Origin of the sequence: Microcoleus sp. B6-A1, from assembly GCF_036705085.1 — a bacterium.
In the GTDB taxonomy this organism is placed as follows: domain Bacteria; phylum Cyanobacteriota; class Cyanobacteriia; order Cyanobacteriales; family Microcoleaceae; genus Microcoleus.
The window spans coordinates 1-23,102 of sequence record NZ_JAUBTU010000106.1; the positions used below are offsets into that span (position 1 = coordinate 1).

General features: G+C 46.2%; 29 protein-coding genes and 2 pseudogenes. 20 read left to right on the top strand and 11 right to left on the bottom strand.

Going from position 1 to position 23,102, the window contains the following annotated elements; all coding sequences use genetic code 11:
- Positions 1 to 773 precede the first annotated feature (773 nt).
- The 12 genes and pseudogenes from QUB11_RS26935 (at position 774) to QUB11_RS26990 (ending at position 10,134) form a co-directional block, all read left to right on the top strand.
- Positions 774 to 1,124 (top strand): hypothetical protein, encoded by a 351-nt coding sequence (locus QUB11_RS26935; RefSeq protein WP_333256659.1) that lies wholly within the window; start codon positions 774 to 776, stop codon positions 1,122 to 1,124.
- A 456-nt stretch (positions 1,125 to 1,580) separates the two neighbouring features.
- Positions 1,581 to 2,711 carry a sodium-dependent bicarbonate transport family permease gene (locus QUB11_RS26940; protein WP_333206845.1) on the top strand — a complete coding sequence of 377 codons (1,131 nt, stop codon included), beginning with the start codon at positions 1,581 to 1,583 and terminating at the stop codon, positions 2,709 to 2,711.
- Positions 2,712 to 2,809: 98 nt separating this feature from the next.
- Positions 2,810 to 3,142 (top strand): P-II family nitrogen regulator, encoded by a 333-nt coding sequence (locus tag QUB11_RS26945; protein ID WP_333206844.1) that lies wholly within the window; start codon positions 2,810 to 2,812, stop codon positions 3,140 to 3,142.
- Positions 3,143 to 3,270: 128 nt separating this feature from the next.
- Positions 3,271 to 4,118, top strand: a pseudogene (locus tag QUB11_RS26950) (transposase family protein).
- A 34-nt stretch (positions 4,119 to 4,152) separates the two neighbouring features.
- Positions 4,153 to 5,418 (top strand): ABC transporter permease, encoded by a 1,266-nt coding sequence (locus QUB11_RS26955; protein WP_333206843.1) that lies wholly within the window; start codon positions 4,153 to 4,155, stop codon positions 5,416 to 5,418.
- A gap of 354 nt (positions 5,419 to 5,772) precedes the next feature.
- Positions 5,773 to 6,111, top strand: coding sequence for an NADH-quinone oxidoreductase subunit K (locus QUB11_RS26960; RefSeq protein WP_333052085.1), 339 nt, complete (start codon positions 5,773 to 5,775; stop codon positions 6,109 to 6,111).
- A complete protein-coding gene (locus tag QUB11_RS26965; protein WP_333206842.1) occupies positions 6,108 to 7,538 on the top strand; it encodes a cation:proton antiporter in 1,431 nt (476 codons plus the stop codon). Before QUB11_RS26960 ends, QUB11_RS26965 begins: the two co-directional genes overlap by 4 nt.
- A complete protein-coding gene (locus QUB11_RS26970; protein ID WP_333206841.1) occupies positions 7,535 to 7,918 on the top strand; it encodes a Na+/H+ antiporter subunit E in 384 nt (127 codons plus the stop codon). Before QUB11_RS26965 ends, QUB11_RS26970 begins: the two co-directional genes overlap by 4 nt.
- A 459-nt stretch (positions 7,919 to 8,377) precedes the next feature.
- Entirely contained in the window at positions 8,378 to 8,608 is a 231-nt protein-coding gene (locus tag QUB11_RS26975; protein WP_333052300.1) for a hypothetical protein, read from the top strand.
- Positions 8,605 to 8,892, top strand: a complete 288-nt coding sequence (locus QUB11_RS26980) for a monovalent cation/H(+) antiporter subunit G (RefSeq protein ID WP_333206840.1) — start codon at positions 8,605 to 8,607, stop codon at positions 8,890 to 8,892. Before QUB11_RS26975 ends, QUB11_RS26980 begins: the two co-directional genes overlap by 4 nt.
- On the top strand, positions 8,882 to 9,469 hold the full coding sequence (locus QUB11_RS26985; protein WP_333206839.1) for a DUF4040 domain-containing protein: 588 nt from the start codon (positions 8,882 to 8,884) through the stop codon (positions 9,467 to 9,469). The genes QUB11_RS26980 and QUB11_RS26985 overlap by 11 nt, the downstream gene beginning before the upstream one ends.
- On the top strand, positions 9,469 to 10,134 hold the full coding sequence (locus tag QUB11_RS26990; RefSeq protein ID WP_333206847.1) for a Na(+)/H(+) antiporter subunit B: 666 nt from the start codon (positions 9,469 to 9,471) through the stop codon (positions 10,132 to 10,134). The genes QUB11_RS26985 and QUB11_RS26990 overlap by 1 nt, the downstream gene beginning before the upstream one ends.
- A gap of 277 nt (positions 10,135 to 10,411) precedes the next feature.
- Here QUB11_RS26990 and QUB11_RS26995 read toward each other — a convergent pair whose 3' ends face one another.
- The 9 genes and pseudogenes from QUB11_RS26995 to ndhC form a co-directional block, all read right to left on the bottom strand.
- Positions 10,412 to 11,032 (bottom strand): Uma2 family endonuclease, encoded by a 621-nt coding sequence (locus QUB11_RS26995; protein ID WP_333206838.1) that lies wholly within the window; start codon positions 11,030 to 11,032, stop codon positions 10,412 to 10,414.
- A 50-nt stretch (positions 11,033 to 11,082) separates the two neighbouring features.
- Entirely contained in the window at positions 11,083 to 12,462 is a 1,380-nt protein-coding gene (locus QUB11_RS27000) for a class I SAM-dependent methyltransferase (protein ID WP_333392087.1), read from the bottom strand.
- An 80-nt stretch (positions 12,463 to 12,542) separates the two neighbouring features.
- On the bottom strand, positions 12,543 to 13,205 hold the full coding sequence (locus tag QUB11_RS27005; RefSeq protein WP_333206836.1) for a restriction endonuclease: 663 nt from the start codon (positions 13,203 to 13,205) through the stop codon (positions 12,543 to 12,545).
- Positions 13,206 to 13,337: 132 nt separating this feature from the next.
- Positions 13,338 to 13,586 carry a DUF4926 domain-containing protein gene (locus QUB11_RS27010; RefSeq protein ID WP_333206835.1) on the bottom strand — a complete coding sequence of 83 codons (249 nt, stop codon included), beginning with the start codon at positions 13,584 to 13,586 and terminating at the stop codon, positions 13,338 to 13,340.
- Positions 13,587 to 13,671: 85 nt separating this feature from the next.
- Complete coding sequence (locus QUB11_RS27015) at positions 13,672 to 13,899, bottom strand: type II toxin-antitoxin system HicB family antitoxin (protein WP_333206834.1); 228 nt, start codon at positions 13,897 to 13,899, stop codon at positions 13,672 to 13,674.
- Positions 13,896 to 14,121 (bottom strand): annotated as a pseudogene (locus QUB11_RS27020) (type II toxin-antitoxin system HicA family toxin). The gene QUB11_RS27015 and the pseudogene QUB11_RS27020 overlap by 4 nt, the downstream one beginning before the upstream one ends.
- 165 nt (positions 14,122 to 14,286) lie before the next feature.
- Positions 14,287 to 14,790, bottom strand: coding sequence for an NAD(P)H-quinone oxidoreductase subunit J (locus tag QUB11_RS27025; RefSeq protein ID WP_333206833.1), 504 nt, complete (start codon positions 14,788 to 14,790; stop codon positions 14,287 to 14,289).
- On the bottom strand, positions 14,783 to 15,508 hold the full coding sequence (gene ndhK / locus QUB11_RS27030) for a photosynthetic/respiratory NAD(P)H-quinone oxidoreductase subunit K (RefSeq protein ID WP_333206832.1): 726 nt from the start codon (positions 15,506 to 15,508) through the stop codon (positions 14,783 to 14,785). Before ndhK ends, QUB11_RS27025 begins: the two co-directional genes overlap by 8 nt.
- Positions 15,499 to 15,861 carry a photosynthetic/respiratory NAD(P)H-quinone oxidoreductase subunit C gene (ndhC, locus tag QUB11_RS27035; protein ID WP_006635500.1) on the bottom strand — a complete coding sequence of 121 codons (363 nt, stop codon included), beginning with the start codon at positions 15,859 to 15,861 and terminating at the stop codon, positions 15,499 to 15,501. The genes ndhK and ndhC overlap by 10 nt, the downstream gene beginning before the upstream one ends.
- A gap of 367 nt (positions 15,862 to 16,228) precedes the next feature.
- Between ndhC and QUB11_RS27040 the strand changes: the two genes are divergently transcribed.
- The 8 genes from QUB11_RS27040 (at position 16,229) to QUB11_RS27075 (ending at position 20,944) form a co-directional block, all read left to right on the top strand.
- Positions 16,229 to 16,564, top strand: coding sequence for a rubredoxin (locus QUB11_RS27040; protein WP_333206831.1), 336 nt, complete (start codon positions 16,229 to 16,231; stop codon positions 16,562 to 16,564).
- Positions 16,551 to 17,564 carry a photosynthesis system II assembly factor Ycf48 gene (locus tag QUB11_RS27045; RefSeq protein ID WP_333153627.1) on the top strand — a complete coding sequence of 338 codons (1,014 nt, stop codon included), beginning with the start codon at positions 16,551 to 16,553 and terminating at the stop codon, positions 17,562 to 17,564. Before QUB11_RS27040 ends, QUB11_RS27045 begins: the two co-directional genes overlap by 14 nt.
- Positions 17,565 to 17,620: 56 nt before the next feature.
- Positions 17,621 to 17,869 carry a cytochrome b559 subunit alpha gene (gene psbE / locus QUB11_RS27050; RefSeq protein WP_006635503.1) on the top strand — a complete coding sequence of 83 codons (249 nt, stop codon included), beginning with the start codon at positions 17,621 to 17,623 and terminating at the stop codon, positions 17,867 to 17,869.
- Between the two features lie 20 nt (positions 17,870 to 17,889).
- The gene (gene psbF, locus QUB11_RS27055) at positions 17,890 to 18,027 is read left to right on the top strand and encodes a cytochrome b559 subunit beta (protein WP_006635504.1); all 138 of its coding nucleotides are present in this window, start codon (positions 17,890 to 17,892) and stop codon (positions 18,025 to 18,027) included.
- 9 nt (positions 18,028 to 18,036) lie between these two features.
- Positions 18,037 to 18,159, top strand: coding sequence for a photosystem II reaction center protein L (locus QUB11_RS27060; protein ID WP_015176850.1), 123 nt, complete (start codon positions 18,037 to 18,039; stop codon positions 18,157 to 18,159).
- Positions 18,160 to 18,228: 69 nt separating this feature from the next.
- A complete protein-coding gene (locus tag QUB11_RS27065; RefSeq protein ID WP_333126925.1) occupies positions 18,229 to 18,351 on the top strand; it encodes a photosystem II reaction center protein J in 123 nt (40 codons plus the stop codon).
- A gap of 157 nt (positions 18,352 to 18,508) precedes the next feature.
- Entirely contained in the window at positions 18,509 to 18,649 is a 141-nt protein-coding gene (locus tag QUB11_RS27070) for a hypothetical protein (protein ID WP_333206830.1), read from the top strand.
- A gap of 39 nt (positions 18,650 to 18,688) precedes the next feature.
- Positions 18,689 to 20,944 (top strand): transglycosylase domain-containing protein, encoded by a 2,256-nt coding sequence (locus QUB11_RS27075; RefSeq protein WP_333206829.1) that lies wholly within the window; start codon positions 18,689 to 18,691, stop codon positions 20,942 to 20,944.
- 290 nt (positions 20,945 to 21,234) lie between these two features.
- Here QUB11_RS27075 and cobA read toward each other — a convergent pair whose 3' ends face one another.
- Together cobA and QUB11_RS27085 are read right to left on the bottom strand one after the other, a co-directional pair.
- Positions 21,235 to 22,044 (bottom strand): uroporphyrinogen-III C-methyltransferase, encoded by an 810-nt coding sequence (cobA, locus tag QUB11_RS27080; RefSeq protein ID WP_333206828.1) that lies wholly within the window; start codon positions 22,042 to 22,044, stop codon positions 21,235 to 21,237.
- Positions 22,041 to 22,784: a sirohydrochlorin chelatase gene (locus QUB11_RS27085; RefSeq protein ID WP_333206827.1), complete on the bottom strand. Its 744-nt coding sequence runs from the start codon at positions 22,782 to 22,784 to the stop codon at positions 22,041 to 22,043. Before QUB11_RS27085 ends, cobA begins: the two co-directional genes overlap by 4 nt.
- Positions 22,785 to 23,102 lie beyond the last annotated feature (318 nt).

The following is a 23,102-nucleotide window of genomic DNA, read 5'->3' on the forward strand; positions in this document are numbered from 1 at the left end:
TGTTTGAGTTTGAGTTTTTCGAGTTCGAGTTGTAATTTTTCGATGAGCTGTTGTTGTGTCAGCACGAGTTTTACCAGCTCTTCGTGACCCAACTGCTTAACTATTTCTATTTGTAGTGCTGCTGACTCTGGTTTTTGGCTCATTCAACTACATTACCATATTTTTTGGTGTCTCTGAACTTTTTTTGACCTGAATCCTTACCTCATGTCAGGCTAATTATTTCTCCTTTCCCTGGAACTCAAAGAAGTCCCGAACAATTTTTTTTCAACAATAAAGGAACAAATGGAGTCATATTTTAATTGGGTCAACAGGTAAAACATGAGTAATTTTACTCATTGACAATAGTGCTTTTAGCTTAACTTGTGAGTAATGCCGTATAACCGGCAGCCCCAGCTTCATCGATGATATGGGCGATCTTTTTCAGCAGCACTTTTTCCGTGACGATGACAAGCTTGCTGGCTTTCGGGGTCATGTGGGTTAGCTCTTGATGCGTTCTGTTACGACAATTCAAGGCAATACTCTATGGTTTTGCCTTGAACCCTATCTTTAACTTTATGCCAAAGATGGGCGAATTCACTACTACCCTCTGTTGAGAAAGATTGACTCAGATTAGCTGAAGCATTTTATAAAAAACACTTATCCTTTTGGCGCTATGATCACCATTCAACCAGCAAATCTAAGTATAAACTTAAGAATATTGTTCAAGGCGAAAGCATAGATGTCTGTCTTCTGTTCGACATCAATGTCAGGTTTGAGCGACCCAGTTTCTCTCTTTGAGACACTCTCCATTCACAGGTGAATTTCTGACAGGTATTTCCGTAGCGGCGGGCACTTTCCCGCCACCGCCACATACATTCGATCAGCATGGAGCGTACACAATGAACAAGTTTGACTCAACTAAACTGCAGACGAAATTTGACAACACCAGCGAAGGCTGGCTAGTGCAGGTATATAGCAGCGATCGCCGCCTGCTCTGCGTACTCGACTCGTCTCACGCCTGGACTTTTTTGTTGGGCTGTGGGTTTGATCTCCTACTGGCGGTGGGGTGGTTTAACCTCGCCAGTTACAGTCCAGCCACGACTTATGAACCGTCAACAGCTCCCCCTGAAATGTGGATTGATTAGCTCAGTCATTGCTAGAAGAGTGGTGTCCACGCAACTCCTGTTCCCGATTTGGCTGATCCCATACCGTCCTCGGTGCAATATCCGTGTATAGAGAAAATTCTGCGATCGCAATTTACACTGAATAGATATACGGGTTTTATGAGAATAAAAGGAAAACTTATGATTTGAATTTGAAATTATTTGGCAGAGCCATGTAAAGCGATCGCAAGTGTGTGCGAATTTAAGGATACACTTAAGTACATAGAATTTTGGCTCTTAATAGATATTGATCTATAGAAGTTACTGCGGGACAGCGACACCTTCTAGCCCCATTCGGAGAGCGGCCATCTCTGAATCCTCTGGCGACAGGTTTTTGCGTAACACCTGTCGCCAGGGTGGAAGCGCTGTACCCTTACTTCTTAAAGCTCACCGATCACAATAGTCGCTCTTCGTTAGAGGAGGCGGAAGGAGGTATTCGTGGATTTTTTGTCCTTGTTTTTAATGGACTTCGTTAAGCAGTTGCAGTCCCCAACACTGGGGTTTTTGATTGGTGGTATGGTCATTGCCGCCCTTGGTAGCGAATTGGTAATTCCAGAGGCGATTAATCAGATCATCGTCTTCATGCTGCTCATGAAAATCGGTCTGACCGGTGGTCAGGCGATCCGCAATTCCAACCTGACGGAGATGGTGATACCCGCAGCGTCTGCTGTAGCGGTAGGGGTTCTTGTTGTCTTCATCGCGCGCTATACGTTGGCCAAGCTGCCGAAGGTCAACACCATAGATGCGATTGCGACCGGGGGATTGTTTGGTGCTGTGAGTGGCTCTACCATGGCTGCAGCCCTGACACTACTGGAAGAACAAAAGATGCCATACGAGGCATGGGCTGCCGCACTCTATCCCTTCATGGATATCCCAGCGCTCGTAACGGCGATTGTGGTGGCCAACATTTATCTCAACCAGAAGAAGGGTAGTCCAGCAGCCCACTCTACCGTGCAGGAGTCTTTCAGCAAGCAGCCCGTTGCAGCAGGCGATTATCCCGATCAGCAAGATTATCCCCGCGGCCGGCAAGAGTATCTCAGCAAGCAGCAGAAGCCTGCGGATAATCGGGTCAAGATATGGCCGATCGTGCAGGAAAGCCTCCAGGGTCCTGCCCTATCGGCAATGTTGCTCGGCATTGCTCTTGGCCTGTTCACCCAGCCGGAAAGTGTCTATAAAACCTTCTACGACCCCCTCTTCCGCGGCTTGCTTTCGATCTTGATGCTGGTCATGGGTATGGAGGCTTGGTCAAGACTTGGCGAACTACGTAAGGTTGCCCAGTGGTACGTCGTGTATAGCGTAGTGGCACCGGTGGTGCATGGGTTCATCGCCTTCGGTCTCGGCATGATTGCCCACTACACCACAGGATTCAGCCTGGGCGGTGTTGTGATCCTGGCTGTTATTGCCGCCTCCAGTTCAGACATCTCAGGTCCGCCCACGTTGCGAGCCGGGATTCCGTCGGCCAATCCCTCCGCCTACATCGGCGCATCCACAGCCATCGGTACACCCATTGCGATCGGCTTGTGTATACCGCTCTTCCTCGGGCTGGCCCAGGCGATAGGCGGCAGCTAATCCCAGACGGGTCGCTGTCTGTCGGCGCTCCCTTGACCCGGCAGACCAAGCAACTCAATATATTAAGATCAACATACGTAGGTAAGGAGGTAATCAACATGCCCAAGCCAGCCAAAAAGCTTGTCATCGTCACGGAAAAGATTCTGCTCAAAAAGATCGTCAATATCATCGAAGAATCCGGGGCAACCGGTTATACGGTTCTGGAAACCGGCGGTAAAGGCAGTCGCAACGTGCGCTCGTCGGGACAACCTAGCGTTTCTGACATCACGGCGAATATAAAATTCGAGGTGCTCACCCCGGATCGGGATATGGCCGAGAATATTGCGGATCAGGTCGCAGTCAAGTTTTTCCTCGATTTTGCGGGCATGATCTATATCTGTGACGCCGAGGTACTGTACGGACACAGTTTCTGTGGACCAGACGGCTGTTGAATCGAGACGACACAGACCTCAAAAGCCGGGGCATGACCCCGGTTTTTAGTAGCCGTATTTCTGGCCTGCGGGACTTGGGTCTCAGTTGCAGTCCCCAACGCTCCGCTTTCTGATAGGTGGTATGGTCATTGCCGCTTTATCAAAATTTGAAACCGGAGCAATTTAAACGGAGATTTGGTGTCGAGATTCAAACGTTTAAAGAAATGCTTAACACTTGAGAACTATTCCGGGAATGAAAATCCTCAAGATAAACGAGGACGCCTTGATCGCCTTAACTCTTGAAGAACAAGTTTTAGTGGCCTTGGAATATTGGCGAGAATATCGAACCTATTTTCATAGGGAGACAAATTGGGGAGTATCCGGATCAACGATTTGCCGAATTGTAATTAACATTGAATCAACTTTAATGAAAACGGGAAAGTTTGGTATTCCTGGTGGGAAAAAAGCATTGTTCAAAGGTTTTGGGCGTCAGCAAAGTTGTGGTAATGGATGTCACAGAAACAGCTATCGAACGCCAAAAAAAAACAGTAAATATACTATTCAGTCAATAAAAAAAACACAGCCTAAAAATGCAAGCGGTCATTAATCAAGAAAGTAAACAGATTATTTGCCTAAATTTTGGACTGGGGCATTGCCACGATTTCAGCTTGTTTAAAAAAGCAATGTTCATTTCCATCCCTCAACCCATAGTTTACAAGATAGTTGCTATCCAGGGATAAAAGACGATCACTTTAATAGCTCGACTCCTAAAAAGACACCTAAAAATGCGAATCTTTCTCTTTTACAAAAAGACTACAATCGAGCTTGAACCCAGGAACTAATAGTGATTGAATATGTTAATAGGAGTCTAAAAGTTGTCAAAATTTTGTCAAGTCGTTATCGAAATCGTCGCCGCCGTTATGGTCTCCGTTGTAATTTGTTATCAGCACTTTACAATTATGAGTTAGCTCTCAGATCTAAAATTCAAAACCTTTAAGTCTAACATAGATTTTTTTTGCAGGAGGTCTAATATGAAATTACAGACTCGCCCCGGTACCAACAAAATCTCTAATGTTCAAATCGCTTTCATGGCGACAGAGGCGCTGTGGAATAATAAGTTGCGTACCAGTTTAACTATGCTGGGCGTAATTATTGGGATATCTTCGGTAATTGCCATTACTTCGGTGGGACAGGGAGTACAAAAATCAACTGAAGAACAGTTAAAGGCTTTGGGTACAAATGTGCTGTTGGTTTTATCCGGCGCTTCGCGATCGGGCGGTGTCAGTCAGGGAAGCGGTTCTGCTACTACTCTTACTTGGGATGACGCTAGGGCGATCGGCAAACAAGCTCCCGCAGTTAAGGCGATTTCGGCTTATTTGCAGCGCCAAGTGCAAGTCGTTTACGGCGGACAAAATTCATTTACTTCGATTTTGGGAACGGATTTAAACTATCCAGATGTGAAGAACATTCAACCCCAAGAAGGACGGTTTTTTAACGAGGATGAATTGAATGCTGCTGAGCCTGTAGTTGTCCTCGGTTCTAAGGTGCGGGACGAACTTTTTGGAGCGGGAGCTAATGCGCTATCCTCCGATATTCGTATTCAGGGAAACCGCTACAAGGTCATTGGAGTGATGGAAAGCAAGGGGTCTGTAGGGGGAACCGATCAGGACGATCGAGTGTATATTCCCCTCAAAAATATGTCGGCGCGGATTGTGGGGAGAAATTCTTTAGCGGGGATTGCAATATCGGGTTTTTGGTTGGAAACTGCGGGCGAAGCGGATTTAGCGGATGCTCAATTTCAAGTAGAAAATATTATGCGCTTGCGCCACAATATTTATCCGCCACAACCGGATGATTTTCGAGTTGTAAATCAAGCTGAGATAGTTAATACTTTTAGCAATGTGATCGGTTTATTTACGGTTATGGTGGGAGCGATCGCCGGAATTTCTTTGGTGGTTGGCGGTATCGGTATTGCTAATATTATGTTGGTGTCTGTTGTGGAACGGACTAAGGAAATCGGGATTCGCAAAGCGGTAGGCGCTACTAATGCAGCAATTCTCATTCAATTTATGGCGGAATCTATTTTAGTTTCCACGGTGGGGGGTACGGCGGGTATTGGGTTGGGAGTTGCGATCGCCTTTGGGGCCTCGACAGCATTCAAATTTCCATTTGTGGTTTCTGTCTGGTCGATCGCGGCAGGTTTTGGGCTGTCTTTTACTGTAGGCTTATTGGCGGGAGTATTGCCGGCTCGGAATGCGGCTCGCTTAGATCCGATCGCAGCTTTGCGGAATGATTGAAGTTAGTGACGATCGCCCCCGTTAAATTGAACACTCCTGGACGCACGAGTGGTCTGAAACCGGGGAAAGATGGACGATCGGACTTCGTTGTCGGCCACAGATTCGCTAACGGGACTTAGACCAAAATCACGTCTAAACTGGCGGCAAACTAAGACAGGTAAAGGATTTGAGCTTAACTTGGGTACATTCCAGAACTGACAAGGGTTTCAGCTCTGACGGGGTATCAAACTCTTTCCCTTACCTAGAGTGCGTTTCAGCTAGTTTAGGGGCTAGAAAATGTCTGAGTCCAATTAGAAATAATATACGCTTATTCAAATATAATAACAAAAACCCCTTATCCAACACGCAATTTCCATGTTAGAAGCATTGGTATTGGCAACAGTATTTTGCGGATTTTTTGGTATCATCTTTAAAAAGAACCTGCTCATGAAAATCGTCTGTATGGATGTCATGAGTACAGGGGTTATCGCCTATTACGTGGTGGTGGCATCGCGAGAAGGCTTGCTGACACCAATTATTTCAAAGGGGAAAAATGTTGTCGCTTACGCCGATCCGGTTCCCCAAGCGGTGATCTTAACGGCGATCGTGATCGGCTTTTCGATTCAGGCTTTAATGCTGGTCAGTGTGATGAAGCTGGCACGAGATAATCCGACATTAGAAAGTAACGAAATCGAGATGAATAATACCCCATGAATACCCTGACGCTAGCCTGGATTGGACTCCCGTTTTTTGTCGGGTTTACTATTTATTTGATTCCGAAGTTTGACAAGTATCTCGCAATATTCGGAGCGCTCGCGTCCGCTGCCTATGCGTTCCAGCTTTTTGTGATGCCGTCAGCGGTGACGCTGGAGTTACTGGATAATTTCAGTGTCACGTTGTTAGTCGATCGCTTGAGTGGCTATTTCATCTTAACCAATGCCTTAGTCACAGCAGCGGTGATTATCTACTGTTGGCCTACAGAGAAGACGGCATTTTTTTATGCACAGATTCTGATGGTACACGGCAGCCTGAATGCGGCCTTTGCCTCTACGGACTTTATCAGTTTATATGTAGGGTTAGAAGTCAGCGGGATTGCGGCTTTTCTGTTGATTGCCTATCCTCGCACCGATCGCTCGATTTGGGTAGGTTTGCGCTATCTATTTATTAGCAACACGGCAATGCTGTTTTATCTAGTCGGTGCCGTGCTGGTTTATAAGGCAAGTAATTCGTTTAGTTTTGCCGGCTTGGGCGCAGCACCCCCAGAGGCGATCGCTCTGATCTTTATGGGACTCTTGGTTAAGGGAGGTGTGTTTGTATCGGGGTTATGGCTACCGTTAACTCACTCGGAAGCAGAAACGCCAGTGTCGGCTTTGCTGTCAGGAATTGTCGTTAAAGCTGGGGTATATCCCCTCGTGCGCTGTGCGCTGATGGTGGAGGAGGTGGCACCCATCGTCCAGATTTTCGGAGTCGGGGCGGCGTTGATGGGCGTGTTCTATGGCATCTTTGAAAAGGATACCAAACGGATGCTGGCGTTCAGCACGGTTTCGCAGTTAGGTTGGATTCTCGTAGCCCCGGAAGTGGGAGGCTTTTATGCCCTAGCCCACGGCTTGGTTAAATCGGCGCTATTCCTGATTGCCGGTTCTTTACCCAGCCGCGACTTTAAGGAATTGCGACAAAACCCGATTAATACTGCGCTCTGGATTGCCTTAGTCGTGGCTAGCCTTTCGATCTCAGGCTTTCCCTTTTTGGTTGGCTTTGGGGCAAAGATGTTGACTTTGAAGAATTTGACACCCCCTTATGCGCTCGCCATGAATGTGGCAGCCGTAGGAACGGCTATCCTATTTGCTAAATTCATCTTTCTGCCCCGTGGTGGAGCAGCAAAATCAAAACCCGGTTTTTGGCCTGCGGTGTTGCTGTTGCTAGGTGGGCTGATTGCAGCCAATGCCTTTTATGTTGAGGCCTATACGCTGGACAATATGCTTAAGGCGATCGCCATCATCGGCGTTGGTTGGTTAGCCTATTTTCTAATTTTTCAACGCACGGCAATCAAACTGCCACGTATGCTTGAACAATTCGATCATTTGGTCGGTGTTATGAGCTTGATTTCGCTCCTACTATTCTGGATGGCATTCTCAACATGATTGGACAGCTAATATTAAGACTGACGATCTGGTTTCTACTCACAGCCGATTTTAGTTTGGCAAATATTGCGATCGGCTTCATCATTGCTTTCCTGTTGCCGCGCAGCTACGCACCCCCGGAACCTTTGAGGGAATGGTTGGGGGTGTTGGGTAAAATCTTCATGGCGATTCCGATAGCTTATATAGAAGCTTTTGAACTCATCCTCCGTCCCCACAGACACGAAGATGTGATCATGGAAAAAGTGCCAAACCATCGATCGCCCTTGCTGATATTCTTAGATGTCTTCCTGATAACTTTTACTCCTAAGACGATTGTCGTGAAATATCACGAAGAGGGTTTTTACGAAGTACACAGGGTGCGGCGGACTTCGAGTAATTAGCTGAAGTTTTTTCGGAATTATTTAACCGCAGAGAACGCAGAGAACGCAGAGAAGGGAGAAATAAATAAGTAGATAGGCGATAAAATACGTAAGTATGTCCGCAGTTAGTAAAAGTGCTCTATCGCAGGGGTTACGATACTTTACATTTTGTGACATACCCGAGTTTATTTACACGCTCGATATTGGATCATTCTCAAGAATCTGTAGGGGCGGGTTCACCAATAGCTTTAAAGATTGCAGACAGGTTAAATAAACCCGCCCCCACCCGCGAAACAGCCCGTCAAGAACAGGCATCCTGCCTGTTCCACAATGATGGCAGAGGTCTATTAAGTTGCACTATTCTCAAGAGTTTCTTGTGGGGTGTAGGGGGTTGGGCACGCGAGCCCGCCCCGATATTAAGTAAGAAAAAAGCAGGAGTGCACACAATTGAACAACTTAAACAACTTGATTCTAATTGCGATGATTTTGGCTCTGCTCATACCAATGTACGAGGTATGGAAAGATCATGATATCTGGCAGACAATGTTGGCTTTTGCCAGTATTTCGACCAAGGCGGCAATCATCGCTCTCGTCATATCCGTCTGGCGCGATGATTGGATGATCGGTGTGGTGGCGGCGATTATCCTCAGTGTGGGTAATGCTGGATTGATGTTGTTGGCACAAATAATCAAACGTATCAGTGAAGCATGATCGTAATAGATGTATTGAGCTATACCTGCATCGGTATAGGGATTTTTTTCTGGTTTTGGGGTACTTCTTACCTACTTGGGAAGCGATCGGTTTTATATAAACTGCACAGTCTTTCGGTAGCAGATACGCTGGGTTCGATCGCGATCGTCGTCGGATTGCTGCTGAAAATACCCAGTAAATGGCCCCTGCTGATTCTGGCGATCATTTGCTTAGCAATCTGGAACACAATGCTGGGATATGTGTTGGCCTATTGTTCCAAAACAGGGACTAACTATGAACGATAATAGCTACATTTATGTCCTCGTCGCTCTGCTACCCTTAGCTGCTGGTATGGTGGTATTTCAGGTCAATCCATACCACGCATTGCTACTGCGGGGGGTATTGGGAGCGATCGCCGCCTTGGTGTATACAATTTTAGGCGCGGGGGATGTGGGCTTGACCGAAGCCTTGATGGGTACTCTACTCGCGATTACACTTTATGCCGTGACGGTGCGTTCATCCTTCGTGCTGCGTCTGGGTGTAATCGAAGAGGGGACAGAGGGCGATGCTATACCAAACGGCAAAACCGCAGGTCATTTTAAGCAACTGATAGATGACATCCGCACAGTTTTTGAGAAACGCCATATGCGCCTGGAACTCGTTCCCTATGCGAGTGCACAGGCATTGCAGCGGGCGCTGATGGAAAAAGAAGTTCATGCAGCTTGTTCCCCAGAAGACCAACTAGAACACAGCGGCGAAGCGCAACTTTATAACACCGCAATCAGAGTTCGGCGTGTCTACGACATCATGCAAACCGAACTTTCATCACCAGGGACAACCCTAACCTATGTAAATACACCTGACGCAGAGGACAAGCATTGATGAAGTGGGTTTACTTTTTATCAGGGATAGCGCTGTTTGTCAAAATGCTGCTAATCACCAATCCAACAATGGAGTTATCGCAGCAAAGTTCGATCGTCGAATTGGTTGTTCAAGATAGTGGAGTATCCAATGCGGTTTCCGGTATCATTTTGCGAAATCGGCTGTACGACACGATCTTTGAAGTTGTGGTATTTACCATCGCCATCTTGGGTGCAAGTTTTATGCTAGCCAATGAACAGCCGTCCTGCGCCATATATCAGTTTACCGATCAACCATCGATTATTTTGGCGCGATTGGGAGCGACGATTGCGGCCTTGGTGGGTGTCGAACTAGCAATTCGCGGGCATTTAAGTCCAGGGGGTGGTTTTGCCGCGGGTGTAGCGGGGGGAACTGCGATCGGCTTGGTGGCGATTACCTCATCACCGCAGTGGATGCAAGAAATCTACCAGCGCTGGCACGCCGCGACTTTGGAGAAGGTTTCGGTACTTGTTTTCATTGTATTGTCCGTTATCACTCTGTCAGGATATGAGTTACCGCACGGAGAGTTAGGCACACTTTTCAGCGGTGGCATTCTCCCCTTGCTCAATATCCTGGTTGCAGTCAAAGTCGCATTAGGATCGTGGGCGGTGCTGTTAGTATTTATTCGCTATCGCGGATTGCTATGACAAATTTTCCGATCTCAAATCCATTGGCATCGAAATTATTCATCTCTCTCAATCTCTGACTCTGTGTCCTCTGTGTTCTCTGTGGTTTAATCATTCCGCAACAACCGTAAACGATATTTTACGTTGATAAGCCTTACGCACGAGTAGTCAGAAACCGGGTTTTTTTGCGAGGTCAAAAACCCGGTTTCTTTGCTTTTGATAAGAAATTCCTGTGAAGTCATCTGCGTTTATCTGCGTGCATCAGCGGTTAAAAAATACCAATATCCAAGATATCAGCTTACACTAAACCAGCTCCAAAAATCTGATTTGCAGTCAGGTTCAAATCGGGAAAAGTTTGCGACACAATGCGATCGTTCTCTCGAAACTTGAGGATTTGATATTCACCATCAACCAAGTTACAGACAGAAATTGTCGGTTGTTTAGGATTGCCAATAAAATTACGTCCACCCAACGCAGCATAATCCACAATCCAATATTCAGCCATACCCATCTCCTCATAATCAGCATATTTCAAATAGTAATCATCGCGCCAATTGGTTGACACAACCTCAATTACCAACGGTATCGATCCACCCAAACTGAGGACAGATTGTTTTTGCCACAATGTTTCGTTCACCAGATTTGCACGATTTAGCACCAACACATCGGGGAAATACCCAGAATCTTTTTCAGGAGGTCTAACTATCGCTTGGTTGGGGATACTGTATGGCAATCCCAGACGATCGATTGCAACGGAAACTTTGATTGTAAGAAAGCCTTTAACTTCCTCGTGTTCGCCTACTGGTTGTGCCATCTCAACAATATCTCCATTATGCAGTTCGTAGCGTACCCCCGAATTTTCAGGTAGCCACTCCACAAATTCCTCGAAGTTTACGAGTTTGGGTAAAGCTTGAGTCATAGGTTTTCAGAAATACCGATAATATCAATTATATCTCTATCTATCTGCGTTTATCTGCGTGCATCAGCGGTTACAAATTCCAACTCTGCCAGCCTTGCTAGATTCAGACAATTTAAAATGCTGGATTTGATCGGACGCTTTTCATCCCAAAATACAAGTGCTGAATAAAAGTTAATTGCTGTCGGTGAATTCAAAAGCTCAAAAGTTTGACGTGCAACTCTCTCGCTGTCAAAGCTGAGAAAGTAAACAGTATCATCGAAGATTGCAGGTTTATTAGCGATTTCACCTATCAACCTAAAATCCAATTTTTTATAAAGCCCGCAAATCGCAATTTTCCAAGGTTGGAAGCTATAATGGCCTACTCCAAAAATCGAAAAGCGAGGGTTATTTTGGTAAATTTTGCTTTTGCGATTATCTAGATATTGCCCGCACTTCTCTAGATAACATCCGGTTTTAGGAGCTATAGTTTTGATATTTTCGGTTGATTCACCGATATTTTTTTGAGTAACTAGGATATATCGATCGGTAGTATTAATGCGATTTTGAGCAACATCCGATCCTTTAAGTAGCGGAAATAGATAAGTTTCCTCAAGCTCGACAGTTGCCCCAAATCCATTAACAAACAAATTATCAATTTTCCGAAACTCCATCACGCTCGAACAGTCATGCTTTACACCAGATCGCCATTTTGCACCTGAATTCACCGCATATAAATCACTCAATTTACTAAAAGCATCTATATCTTTAACCAGGAGATTGTTGTGATATCCGATTCGATGGGAGTCAGAACTTTCTAAACTGCTAAATACATCGCAGAAGTAGTTTTGTGAACTTAAGTCAAACTTGCAGAATAACAGACAGGCATCAACATTTGCATCAAAATACTTTTTAGCATCTATTTTGTAAGTTGCACAGCTAGCGAGATTAAGTTTTTTTGAATGAATGTAACTCAATAACTTTCGGGCAACGGAAGTCTTGCAAAGCATTGCCAGAGTGGCGTCACGATTTTGCAACCATTGTATCGCATGGATCAGCATCCATTCTGATATATCGAAGTTACTTTTACCTGTTAGTGCATCTAAGCCAGTGTGCTTTTGAAAATTAGTTTTTTTCGGCAAGTTTTCACTGCCAATAGTTCCTTGTTGTGAGTTTGTTACCCAAGGAAAGTTGCCAAGTACCAGCACCCTATGATTGAATTGGTTGATTAATGATGTCCAGTCAAATTCAAAAAAATCTCCGTGCTTAACCTCACATCTTTCATCCTCTAACAATTCATGCTTAGCTGTTAATTCTCTTAAATAACTTTGATTGATTTCAACCCCGATAATATGGCTGGCGGATGGAAACGAATTTGCAGCAGCTTTAATGAAATTACCTATGCCGCAAGTTGGCTCAATGATGACTTTGGGGTTAACATTAAGTTCTCTCAATTTCCGACACACCATCTCGGCTAATTCCAGCGGTGTCTGAAAATCCCCATATTCTAGTTTGGTTTGGCGATCGTTGGAACTCATCGGTTAGATTGATAAACTGCGATAACCCCTTCCTGTTGTCCAGCACGCTCAATGACTCTTCCATACTGAAGTCGCCATTGCAACGCATTAGAAATGGTCAAAAAACCTTGCAAGGGTGGGTTTCTCAGTATTTCGTCGGCAATGTTACCTGCTTCAATTTCGTCAACAGGTAAATTTTTGTCAAACATGAAAGCAAGCAAATCATCTTTATTGCCTTCATTATCTAAAATATTGCGAATTCCACGGGTCATTTGGAAATCTGCTGTTCTTTCGGCACTCACGTAAATTGTATGCAAAATATTCAGGGTGGCAATTCGGAGCGAACTGTTGTCTGTCTTTTCGTAAACAAAGATAATCAGTGAATATCCCAGCCCAAAAATCTTTTGCCTTGCAGATTTGAAAGGACATGACGACTGCGGTTGCCTAATGCTTGTTACCTTCACGTCAACTAATATCCCTGGGAAATCGATGCCGCTTGCTGAATTGCCATCTATAAATTCATATTTTTGCTTGAGATAGAGTCTGAACTTTTGCTCCAAATATGTCCCAACAGCCTTTCCGTCTGTGATGCCGTAAAGCAGTGGTTCCGGGTGTTGAGACTCGGCTGCTGAAAATATTGCCGCCTCAGAACAAAGAATTTCTACGGTCAGAGTCGTCATTTTGATGAACCACCAGATTATTTAATTGGCTGACCAATTAAACGATATCATCAAAGATCGCAGGTTTATTAGCTATTTCACTTATCAACCTGAAATCCAATTTTTTATAAAGTCCACAAGTTATTGTGCGACTTATGCTGTAACCATTTCGGGTTTGATATCAGGTGATGCTGGCTCAAAATACAACACCATGATTTGCTCTGGATGCAACCCGATAGATTCATAAGTGCGTCCGTTGCGATCGCTAAATTCCACCTCAAACGCTGCACCATCAGCCAACAGTTCCACCACAGTCCCTACTTGTCCGCGCCAGAGATTGTATTCAGGAACATCAACTGTCAAGGCAACGACATCGAGTAATTTAATTGTATTCTTTGCCACTTTTATTACCTCCAGACATTACAGAGGATAGCAGGTTGTTAATCTCGGAATCTCGGAATCATGCTCAATGACTTCAAATCTACATTCAAGCAAACAGCAAGTTTTCTACTAGAGCTTTAGGTTCTGGGAGAGATTTACCATCTACCTGATATTCTTCAACTAAAAGCTCTAATACCTCTACAGCATTCTGCAAAGCTTCTTCGTAGGTATCTCCGTGAGTGTGGAACTTCTGAGATGGAAAATCAGGTAAGTGAACTAGGTAGCAGTTATCTTCATCCGACCATTGAATAACAATTATATAAGGTAATTTCATGATTCAGATTCCTCTTCTTCAATTGCTTTCAATATTCCAATTTTTCGATTAACTTCTCTCTCTAAATACAGTTTCGCATCATCGCCATCATTTCCAGCAATGGTAATTGGTTCATGATAGTAGTAAAGGATGAACCCATCTTGTATGACTGCCTTTTGCCGAACGATAAGTAAACCCAGCTTTTAGCAACAGGCTTTTGAGTTCTCTAATCTTTTTGGGCATAAGCAGACATTAAAAATGTGGCAAGGTGACGGGAACACTTTCATCATATCCCAGAAAGTTTCGATCGACCTTTCCCAAAAAAACGCACAAAACAATGCACCCACTCCTCAAAGAAGTGGGTGCAAAACGACCAACTGTATTTTGAGCTAAAAACTCAAAACTCCCTTAATAAGCGTCTTGCAATTCGTAGAAATCAGGGGAAATGTAATCTTTCCGCAGCGGCCAGCCTACCCAATCTTCGTTCATCAAAATCCGTTTCAGATTCGGATGTCCTTCGTAGACAATGCCGTACATATCGTAGGATTCCCGCTCTTGAAAGTCTGCTGCTTTCCAAATCCAGTAGACTGATGGCACTCTAGGATCTTCGCGGGGGATGAATACTTTGACGCGGACTTCTTCAGGCTTGGAAGCATTGTCTGTCAGTTTAACCAAGTGGTAGACGCTGACTAAATCTTCTCCCGGCCCTTGGTCGTAGGCGCACTGGCACTGCATATAATTAAACCCGTAGGCATACAGTGCTGTTGACATCGGAATTAAGAAGTCTCGATCGACCTTTAATATCTCCACGCCCAAATTATCGGCCGCTAAAGCTTCGTGTTCAAAGCCATTTTGAGTCAACCACTGGGAAACCTTCCCGGCTTCAACAATTGCAGATTCTGTCTCAGCCACGGTTTACCTCCTGTTTTTGTCCTGCAAGCAGGGCCGGCGGTACAGGCATTCCCATTGCTTCTGTCAATTCCTTCGGCGGCGCTATCCGGCCTGGAATAGACAAGTATTTGCCGTCCAAGATGTCGGCTACTACTTTCATTTTGTGGGGTCTGGTGTAGTAGCGGTGGGTTGGCAGCAAATTGGCCCGTTCTTGCATAGAATCGTTGGCGATTTTTTTCCGCAGTTTGATAATTGCGTCAATAATCGCTTCTGGGCGGGGGGGACAGCCGGGGATGTACACGTCTACGGGAATCAGTTTGTCAACGCCTCTGACTGCTGTGGGGGAGTCTACGCTGAACATTCCGCCGGTGATGGTGCAAGCGCCCATGGCGATGACGTATTTGGGTTCCGGCATTTGTTCGTACAGCCGCACCAAGATGGGGGCGTACTTCATGGTAATTGTGCCGGCGGTGATGATCAAGTCGGCTTGCCGGGGGCTCGATCGCGGTACTAAGCCGAATCTGTCGAAGTCGAAGCGCGAACCGATCAAAGCTGCAAATTCGATGAAGCAGCAGGCGGTGCCGAAAAGCAGCGGCCACAGGCTCGAAAGTCTCGCCCAATTGTAGAGGTCATCCACTGTTGTCAGGATGACGTTCTCTGAGAGTTGTGATGTGACTTCCGGGCGAATAGCGGGGTTGACAATTAGAGGTTTTTGTGATTTGTCAGAACTTAAGACCATTCCAAGGCTCCTTTGCGCCATGCATAGACAAGAGCAATAACGAGGATCGTGATAAAAAACAAGGCTTCGATGAAAGCCAACAGTCCTAGCTGGTTGAAAGCAACCGCCCAAGGATAGAGGAAGACGGTCTCTACGTCGAAGATGACGAAGACCAGGGCGAACATATAATATCGGATGTTGAACTGAATCCAGGCTCCGCCGATCGGCTCGACGCCGGATTCGTAGGTAGTGCGCCGGTCGTAGGGACGACTTTTGGGCCGCAGAACCTTAGACGCCGTGAGGGCGAGGATAGGGACTAGGCTGGAAATTAACAGGAAGCCTAAGAAATACTCGTAGCCGCTGAGTGCAAACACGGTGAATAATTACTGCCTAGGTGAAAGGGTTCTGTAACTTGTCTGTTACATTATATAGATTTTGGGTAGCTAAAATTACGAGTTGGTTGAGATTAATCCTCCATCTTCTGCAATAATTTTTAATGTATATTCTAATATTGTAACTGCCTGTGGAAGACGGGTGGCTGCCTGTGGACGCTAAGTAAGACCATCATCGACGCTTTGTGTCGAACACCCAAGTGGTGTCCCTAACGTGGCATCGGCGGTTGAGACGGGAAACCTCGAAGACGAATAAGACCGTCCTAATAGGAGTTTTAGTTGGAATCCCCAACTATAACGAAGTTTAGTTGAGGTACTTCACGATTAGCTGACCTACTCTTTTGGATTTATGAGCGATCGAGCCACGGAGACTAATACCCTCGATCGGCACGAGTGCCGAGCCTGCGGCTACGTCTACAATCCTAAAAAGGGCGATCCTAAAAATGCAATTGCCCCTGGCACTGCTTTTACAGATGTGACCCCGACTTGGGTCTGTCCCGTTTGCGGGGCGCGCAAGTCGATGTTTCAAAATCTCGGTCAGATGGAAGGGGTATCGGGATTTAAGGCAAATCAGCGCTACGGTGTCGGTGTCAACGGCATGACCGAAGGTCAGAAAAGTTTGCTGATTTTTGGCGGCTTGGTCGTTGGTTTCTTGTTTTTACTTAGTATGTATGGTTTGCAGTAAGACGATTGTGAGATTTTGGCAACGAATTGTAATGTTATTGGCGGCTGCGCTCATCTGTACGAGTTGCAGCACCATCGGTGCTGTGAGTTACAACCCCTGGCAAGTGATTTCCTTGCCGACGGAAGCTAATTTGCAGGATATTGCCTTTACGGGCAATCCTCAGCACGGCTGGGTTGTGGGTTCTGAGGCGACTTTGCTCGAAACCCTTGACGGTGGCACTAGCTGGAAGTCTGTAGGACTGGATATCGACGATCCGAGGTCGCGTTTTGCATCGGTGAGTTTTTCAGGTTCCGAAGGCTGGATTGTCGGCCAGCCTTCTGTTTTGCTCCATACAGAAGATGAGGGCAAGTCTTGGACGCGGATTGCTTTGAGCTCTCAGTTGCCCGGTTCTCCGAGTACGATCGCGGCATTGGGCCCGAATTCCGCCGAGATGACGACCGATGTCGGGGCGATTTACCGGACTTCCGACGGCGGCAAAAATTGGAAAGCTGTCGTGCAGGATTCTTTTGGGGTAGTTCGCAATATCAACCGTTCTGAAGACGGGCAGTATGTTGCGGTTTCCTCGAAGGGCAATTTCTACTCGGTGTGGAAACCCGGACAAGAAGCTTGGGAACCTCACAACCGCAATAGTTCTCGCCGCCTGCAAAATATGGGCTTTACCAAGGATGGGCGTTTGTGGATGCTCGCCCGTGGTGGTCAAATTCAGTTTAGCGACCCGTCCAATCCTGAAGGTTGGGGAAAACCGTTTTTTCCCGATCGCAAGGCGAGTTGGGGTTTGCTGGACATGGCTTACCGGACTGATAATGAAGTTTGGGTAGCCGGCGGCGGCGGCAATTTGCTGTGCAGTTTGGACGGCGGGAAAACTTGGCTAAAAGACCGCGAAGTTGAAGATGTTCCCGCTAATTTTTACAGGATTGTCTTTATGGGCCCCGATCGCGGATTTGTGATCGGCGCGAGCGGTACTCTACTTAAATATCAAGGTTCAGCGCAAGCGGCTTGATAGTAGAATAGTAATAGAGATTGTCTGTCAATTTGTTGTTGAAAGGAGGATTCTAAATGGCTGGTACAACTGGAGAACGTCCGTTTGGGGACATTATTACAAGTATCCGTTATTGGGTAATTCACAGCATCACCATTCCGGCTTTGTTTATTGCTGGATGGCTGTTTGTGCAAACGGGTTTGGCTTACGATGCTTTCGGAACTCCTCGCCCTAACCAGTATTTCACACCGCAGCGGGAAGAAGTGCCGATTATCTCGGATCGCTTTGAAGCTAAGAAACAAGTAGATCAGTTCATTGCCAAGTAATTTAACAAGGATTTGGAAAAATGACGAGTAGAACCCCAAATAATGAGCCAATTTCGTATCCGATTTTTACGGTGCGCTGGTTGGCCGTTCATACTTTAGGTGTCCCAACAATTTTCTTTTTGGGCGCGATCGCAGCAATGCAATTTATTCAACGATAGGAGTTTACAATGCCTGAGCGCGTTCCTAATCCCAACGAGCAGCCTGTTGAGTTAAACCGGACTTCTTTGTATCTGGGTTTGTTGCTGATTTTTGTTTTGGGTATTTTGTTTTCCAGTTATTTCTTTAATTAACTGGTGTCTGAGTTGGCTTTCGATAGTTCGATCGAATTTGTTTAGCTGTACATTAGTGAGGTGATGGCTATGTTTAGTGAAAGTGGCAGAATTCCTTTGTGGCTGGTAGCTACTGTTGCAGGCCTCGGTGCTCTGAGCGTTTTGGCTCTTTTCTTCTACGGTGCTTATGCCGGTTTGGGTTCTTCGATGTAAGGAGAATCAAGCTGATTTTCGGCTTTTAACCCCCCTTCAAAAAGGGGGGTTTTGATTATGCGAAGTTTGTTGCTAAATCTGGGATAAATGTTATCGAAAGTGTGGATATTTTGACAAGTTTATGAGAATTTAATCCTAGTTGTGAGATGGGGATTTTTTGTGGTTGGGTGGAGATTTGCTCAAGGAAATGCTCGCCTTGCGGGTTCACCAATCACCCCAAAATCGATCGCCACTAGCCAACGATCGCCCTGAGAGTGGGCCCGATCGTGAAAATAGCGAAAACTTGCGAGTAGAATAGTGCAAGAGCCGATCGCTCGATCGTAGTGCACAGCGAAATATGACCCCACCGCCGCCGCCCCGCAAACCTCAAACCGTCTTGGGTGCGATTACCCAAGCAGTCCAGACTATTGCTAAGGTTAATTTTAACCAGCTAGCGCTGAAACCAAACGCCAAAGTACCCGAACTGTGGGTACAGGATGCGGGTGCAGCTAAAGCTGAGGTTTATCCGCTGTTGGGCGATCGATATCTGTTAGGTCGATCGTCCAAATCTTCAGATATAGTAGTTCGCAATCCCGTTGTCAGTCACGTGCACTTATCCCTGTCGCGGGATAGTCGGCGGCGGACTCCTTTTGTCATCAAAGATGAAGACTCCACAAACGGCATTTACAATGGCAAAAGGCGAGTTAAAAGTATGTCCCTGCGTCACGGAGACGTGTTCACTTTAGGGCCGCCGGAACTAGCCGCCGCTGTCAGAATTCAATTCGTATATCCGCCGCCTTGGTATTTGCAACTTCTGCGTTACAGCTTTTATGGCGTAAGCGGAATCACCGCTTTGATTGCCGTGTTGGTAGGCATGGAATCCACAAAGTTTCAAGTGCGGCCTCTGCCGAGAAGTATCAATGGCCCCGTGATTGTTTACGCCCGCGATGGGCAAACTCCGCTGCGTCCTCCTCAGAATAACGCTCACTTAGAATTAAAGCAATTGCAGGATTTTTCGCCTTATTTATCCAAGGCGGTACTTGCTTCGGAAGACAGCCGCTACAATTGGCATTTGGGGGTAGATCCGATCGGAGTTTTGCGCGCGCTTTTGACCAATGTTCGCGGGGGAGGAATTCGCGAAGGCGGCAGCACTGTGACGCAGCAGTTAGCGAGGAGTTTGTTTCGAGATTATGTGGGAACTCAAGATTCGGCAGGGCGCAAGTTACGGGAAGCTGTAGTTGCCTTGAAACTGGAGAATTATTACAGCAAAGACGAACTGTTGCTGACTTATTTGAATCGCGTGTTTTTGGGAATTGACCTTTACGGTTTTGAGGATGCGGCTCGGTTTTATTTTGGGAAGTCGGCGAAGGATTTAACTTTGTCAGAGGCGGCAACTTTGGCGGGCATTTTGCCGGCGCCAAACAGTTTTAATCCGATTCAAAATTATCAGTTGGCGGTGCAGTATCGCGATCGAGTGATCGAACGGATGCGCGCACTGGGGACGATTTCTCAGGAAGAAGCCGATCGCGCGAGGCGATCGCGAATTGAGATCAATCCTAAAGCTCGCCAATATCTGCAAAGTACGATCGCTCCTTATTTCTACAGTTATGTATTTGACGAATTGGAGTTTTTGCTGGGGGAGCAGTTAGCCAGAGAAGGCAATTTTATTGTAGAAACAGGTTTGAATCCCGGCCTGCAAAAAGTGGCTGAAGCTTCCCTCAGAAATGCTGTTGAAAATGCCGGAGCAAGTGCTGGCTTTTCTCAAGGAGCCGTGGTAACTCTCAACAGTACAACCGGGGAAGTCTTAGCTTTAGTTGGGGGCGTAGATTACTTGAAAAGTCAGTTTAATCGGGCTACCCAAGCTTTGAGACAGCCCGGTTCTACATTTAAGATTTTCACCTATGCAGCCGCCCTGGAACGGGGAATCTCACCCGATAAAACTTATTCTTGCGCTCCCCTTTCCTGGGGAGGACAAAGTTATAGTGGTTGCGAAAGAACCAGCGGTAATGCTGATATGTATCGCGGCTTGGCATTGTCGGAAAATGCAATTGCTTTGCGAATAGCACAACAAGATGTCGGTTTAGACAATGTGGTGCAAATGGCCAGACGTTTGGGGATTACTTCTGAACTGCGTTCTAATCCTGGTTTAGTATTAGGTGAAAGTGAAGTTAATGTGTTGCAATTAACGGGTGCTTTCGGGGTTTTGGCAAATCGGGGTTTGGGCAATCGCCCCCACGTAATCAAGCGAATTATTGACAGCAGCGATTGCAAAGATCGAAATGATTTTAACAGTTGCCGGGTGATTTATGAGTATCAAAAAGATGGCATTGCCAATCGGCAGTTAGTTTCCGAAGGCGTAGCGGATACGATGACTGATATGCTGCAAGGTGTGGTGCGGGGAGGTACGGGTAGCAGTGCTGCTTTGGGGTTGGGAGAAGCTGGAAAAACAGGCACGACTAATGATAATAGAGATTTGTGGTTTGTGGGTTATATTCCGAGTCAGCAACTGGTGACAGGAGTTTGGTTGGGAAATGATGATAATTCTCCGACTGCGGGAGGTAGTTCAAATGCCGCTCAGTTGTGGGGGGAGTATATGCGGCAGGTGGCGCGTTAAGTCATTAGTCATTAGTCATTAGTCATTAGTCATTAGTCATTAGTCATTAGTTAGTGGTTGGTTGTTAGGAATGAGAATTAAATAACTTCCACTCTTGAAAGTTGGATGGGCGTCCCGCCCGTCCTTTTTGGACGGGCGAGACGCCCATCCCACAATAACAATTAAAATTGTAAGTTATTTAATTCGCGATCCTTAGTTGTTGGCGAGCATAACTAATCGCCAAAAATAGATTTAGCAGTAAGGTGCGCGGCCCGGCGCACCCTACGAGGATTTAGGGGCAATTTCCCCGCTTATTCTACAGTCTGAGAAACGGGCCGACAGCCAGACAATATCGAGTGCAAATTGACGACATTTCCGATTACCGCGATCGCAGGTGCTGCAAATCCGACCGCCTCAACTTGCTCTACAATTGTACCCAAAGTGCCGATCAATTCTTCTTGTTCGGGCCGCGTTCCCCAGCGCACTAATGCTATGGGCGTTTCTGCACTCAATTGGGCTGCTGTTAACTGGCCGATAATGTAAGGCAAATTGTGGATTCCCATGTATACTACAATGGTTTCGGAGCCGCGGGCGATCGCCTGCCAATTTACCTCCGGCCGATATTTTCCCGCTGATTCGTGACCGGTGACAAAGGTGACAGAGGAACTGTAAGCTCGATGTGTTAAAGGAATTCCCGCATAAGCAGGGGCCGCAATCCCAGAAGTTACGCCGGGGACTACTTCTACTGACACTCCAGCTTTTACCAACTCTTCCATTTCTTCGCCACCGCGGCCGAAGATAAACGGATCGCCGCCTTTGAGACGAACTACGATCGCATTATCTCCAGCTTTTTCTATCATTAACTGAGTTGTTTCGTCCTGCATTAACGAGTGACGCCCTTTGCGTTTTCCGGCATCAATTCGTTCTGCTTCGGGGTTGATTGCTGCCAAAATTTGAGGGCTGACTAAAGCGTCGTAAATCACCACATCCGCACACTCTAACAAAGCTTTTCCCTTCAAGGTCATCAAACCCGGATCTCCGGGCCCCGCACCTACTAAATACACTTTTCCTAAAGACATTTTTCTTGCTTCCTTTACCTCTTCTGTGCCTCTGCGGTTCATTTTTGAATTAAATTCCCAATTAAGTCTGCTAATTGTACACTTGGGCCTAGAGGATTTGCGAGATGAAGTTCCGTCGCAGGAAATTGCTGCTTTAGCTGTGCTACATTTTTGGCGATCGCATCTGTAATTCCTCCATTAAATAAGAAGTATGGCACAATCCCTATTTGCTGCTGTCCACCACGAACCAAACTCTCAATTTGTTCTGACAAACTCGGCTTTACCGACCAATAAGCTGTCTGTGCACCGAGTTTGCTGGCGATTTCCTCAACTGTCGAGTTACCTCCGGGGCGACGGCTACCGTGAGATAATAAAATCCATTTTGGCAATAGCAGATTGGGGAGAAAAGTCACCTCTTGCATCTGACTTTTTACCAATTGTGTTAAGCCTGCTTCCTGGGAACCTAAATGCGGGCGCAATTCAATTTTTAGCTTGTCACCAAAAGTTTTTTGGGCAATTTCGACCTCTGCCGGTATGTCTTCGGCGACGTGAACTCCCGGCAATAAAAATACAGGCAGGATTTGCAATTCTGTCAGTCCCAGCGACAGGGTACGTTCGCCAAAACTGCAAATTTGTTCGTGCAGCGGTGCGGGGCCGAGTTCTAAGGTGGCGGTTGCTACTGCTGGGAACGAGTCAGCCAAATTTTGAGACAGCAGTTGACCTAGGTTTTCCAAAGCTAGTTGGGGTCTGGGGTCACGGCTGCCGTGAGAAACTAATAAATAGGTGGATGAGCGCAATTTCAATATAGATTGGATGTTAATGTTCGATCGGGATTTCAAATAATTATAACACCGTGGGGCGCGTGACTTAAAAATACTCAACACTCAACCCGAATATTCCGACTCACGCACCTGGAACAACTTAACCAAGGTGCGCGGTTTGAAAATTACTTAATACTGGGCTTAAATCTTCTAAGCCCCACACCCTACGAAATAATGGGCGGGGCTTAAAAATTACTTAATACTGGGCTTAAATCTTCTAATAGGATCGCGAATTAAATAACTTACAATTTTAATTGTTATTGTGGGATGGGCGTCCCGCCCGTCCTTTTTAGACGGGCG